Raw genomic sequence first — 2914 nt, 5'->3', positions numbered from 1 at the left:
AAGCTCCACAAGTTGTATTAATGGCACATTCTACAGAGGAAGTTGCCGCAGTGGTAAAAATATGTAATGATAATAAAATACCAGTAACTCCAAGAGGAGCAGGAACAGGACTTGTAGGAGGCGCAGTTCCACTACTCGGAGGAGTTCTAATTGATCTCACAAAGATGAATAAAATACTTTCTTATGACTTAGAAAATTTTGTTGTTCGAGTTCAAGCTGGCATTTTATTAAAAGATCTTGCAGAAGACTGTGCAAAACAGGGACTATTATATGCTCCAGACCCTGGTGAAAAATCTGCTTGTCTAGGCGGAAATGTTTCGACAAATGCTGGTGGAATGAGAGCTGTTAAATATGGAGCAACTCGTGATTATGTACGTGCAATGACGGTCGTCCTTCCAACAGGAGAAATTACTAACTTTGGAGCGTCCGTATCAAAAACAAGTTCAGGTTACAGCCTTTTAAATTTGATGATTGGCTCAGAAGGTACTCTTGGAATTATTACAGAACTTACCTTGAAGATCATGCCAGCACCAAAGGTAGCAGCAAGTTTAATTATTCCTTTTGAAAATTTAGATGATTGTATTTCCACTGTTCCTAAATTTAAAATGGAACACATGAATCCACAGGCATTGGAATTTATGGAAAGAGAAATTGTATTATCTAGTGAAAGATATATTGGCAAGAGTGTATTTCCACAGGTAGTTGATGGAGTAACTGCAAATGCTTACTTACTCGTTACTATAGATGCAAGTAATGAAGATGAATTAAATAACCTTATTGAACAAGCAAGTGAAATAGTTTTAGAAGCAGGAGCAATTGATGTTCTTGTAGCAGACACTCCTGCAAAAATGAAAGATGCATGGGCAGCCCGTTCCAGTTTCCTAGAAGCGATCATGGCAGAAACAAAGTTATTAGATGAATGTGATGTTGTAGTTCCAGTAAATAAAATTGCTTCTTATCTTACTTTTGTGAATAAGGCTGGGGAAGAATGTGGATTGACTATTAAGAGTTTCGGACATGCAGGAGATGGAAATCTTCATATATATCAATGCAGCAATGATTTAGAAGAGCCAGAATTTAAAGAAAGAGTTGATAAATTCTTTAAGATTATCTATAAAGAAGCAACAGAATGTGGTGGTCTTGTTTCAGGAGAACATGGAATTGGTAGTGGAAAAGTCAGCTATTTAGCAGATAGTGTTGGAGAAATAAACATGGAGCTAATGAAGGGTATCAAAAAAGCCTTCGATCCAAATTCTATTATGAATCCAGGTAAAGTATGCTGTCCAGTAGATGGTGTCAAATAATAAAATATAATTGAAATACGTATATAAGAAAAAGAAAGGTAGGAATTGATATGAATTTTAAACAAGATGAAAATCACCAACAATTACAAGAAATGTATCGCGAGTTTGCAGAAAATGAGGTAAAACCAATCGCAAAAGAAATTGATGAAAGCATGCGCTTTCCAGAAGAAAATATACCAAAAATGGCTGAAATGGGTTTACTTGGAATTCCATTTCCTGAAGAGTACGGTGGAGCAGGGATGGACACATTAAGCTATATACAATGTGTAGAAGAGTTATCTAAATGCTGTGCAACAACAGGTGTTATTGTTTCAGCTCATACAAGTCTTTGTGCAACACCAATTTACACATATGGTACAGATGCGCAAAAAGAAAAATATTTAAAACCACTTGCGACCGGTGAAAAATTAGGTGCCTTTGCATTAACAGAACCTGCTGCTGGAACTGATGCTTCTATGCAAAAGACAACAGCAGTACTAGAAGGAGATCATTATGTATTAAATGGCAGCAAGATCTTTATTACTAATGCAGGATTTGCAGACATATATATTGTTTTTGCTATGACAGATAAGAGCAAAGGAACAAAAGGTATTTCAGGATTTATTATTGAAAAAGATTTCCCTGGATTCTCTGTTGGAAGCCATGAATTAAAGATGGGAATAAGAGCATCATCTACATGTGAATTGTTCTTTGATAATTGCATAGTTCCAAAGGAAAATCTTTTAGGAGAGGAAGGCAGAGGATTTAACATTGCAATGGCAACTCTTGATGGAGGCCGTATTGGTGTTGCAGCACAAGCTCTTGGTATTGCAGAAGGTGCCATAGAAGAAACTGTAAAATATGTTACTGAACGTGTTCAGTTTGGACGTCCTATTTCAAAATTCCAAAACACACAATTTGAACTTGCCCAGATGCGTGCAAATACAGAAGCTGCAAAACTTTTAGTATATCAAGCTGCATGTGCAAAGGATGATCATGAAAGATTTACACACTTAGCTGCTATGGCAAAATTAGTTTCTGCTAGAAATGCCAGTGATGTAACAAGACGTTGTTTACAATTATTCGGAGGCTATGGATATTCAAGTGATTACCCAATTGAAAGAATGATGCGTGATGCCAAAATAACAGAAATTTACGAAGGAACATCAGAAGTTCAGATGATGGTAATCTCTGGTTGGATGGGTGTTAAATAGTAGATAAACATTATAATAAAGATTATAGAAGGAGCGGAAATAATTATGAAAAAGATATGTGTACTTGGAGCAGGAACTATGGGAGCAGGAATAGCACAAGCTTTTGCTGCTAAAGGATATGAAGTAGTTTTAAGAGATATAAAAGATGAATTTGTCCAAAGAGGAATTGCTGGAATAACAAAAGGTCTTTCAAAATTAGTTACTAAAGGCAAAATGGCTCAAGAGGATGCAGACGCTATAGTTAATAGAATAAAAGGAACAACAGATTTAAATTTAGCTGCAGATTGTGATTTAGTAGTTGAAGCTGCTGTTGAAAATATGGAAATAAAGAAACAAATATTTGGGGATCTAGATAAGATATGTAAAGCAGAAACAATTCTTGCTTCTAATACATCCTCTTTATCAATAACTGAAGTT

The 2914-nt window shown here is 35.7% G+C and carries 3 protein-coding genes; all 3 read left to right on the top strand.

The window, feature by feature from the left end:
• The coding region (locus I6U48_RS16610) for a D-lactate dehydrogenase (protein WP_218321585.1) at positions 1–1304 on the top strand (1304 nt) is incomplete at its 5' end.
• Between the two features lie 50 nt (positions 1305–1354).
• Positions 1355–2497: an acyl-CoA dehydrogenase gene (locus tag I6U48_RS16605; protein WP_218321584.1), complete on the top strand. Its 1143-nt coding sequence runs from the start codon at positions 1355–1357 to the stop codon at positions 2495–2497.
• Positions 2498–2542: 45 nt separating this feature from the next.
• Positions 2543–2914: 3-hydroxyacyl-CoA dehydrogenase NAD-binding domain-containing protein (locus I6U48_RS16600; RefSeq protein ID WP_246615406.1), on the top strand; the 372-nt coding region annotated here is incomplete at its 3' end.

This window comes from Clostridium thailandense (assembly GCF_019207025.1).
In the GTDB taxonomy this organism is placed as follows: Bacteria; Bacillota; Clostridia; order Clostridiales; family Clostridiaceae; genus Clostridium_AM; species Clostridium_AM thailandense.
This window is presented reverse-complemented; position numbering and strand designations above follow the sequence as displayed.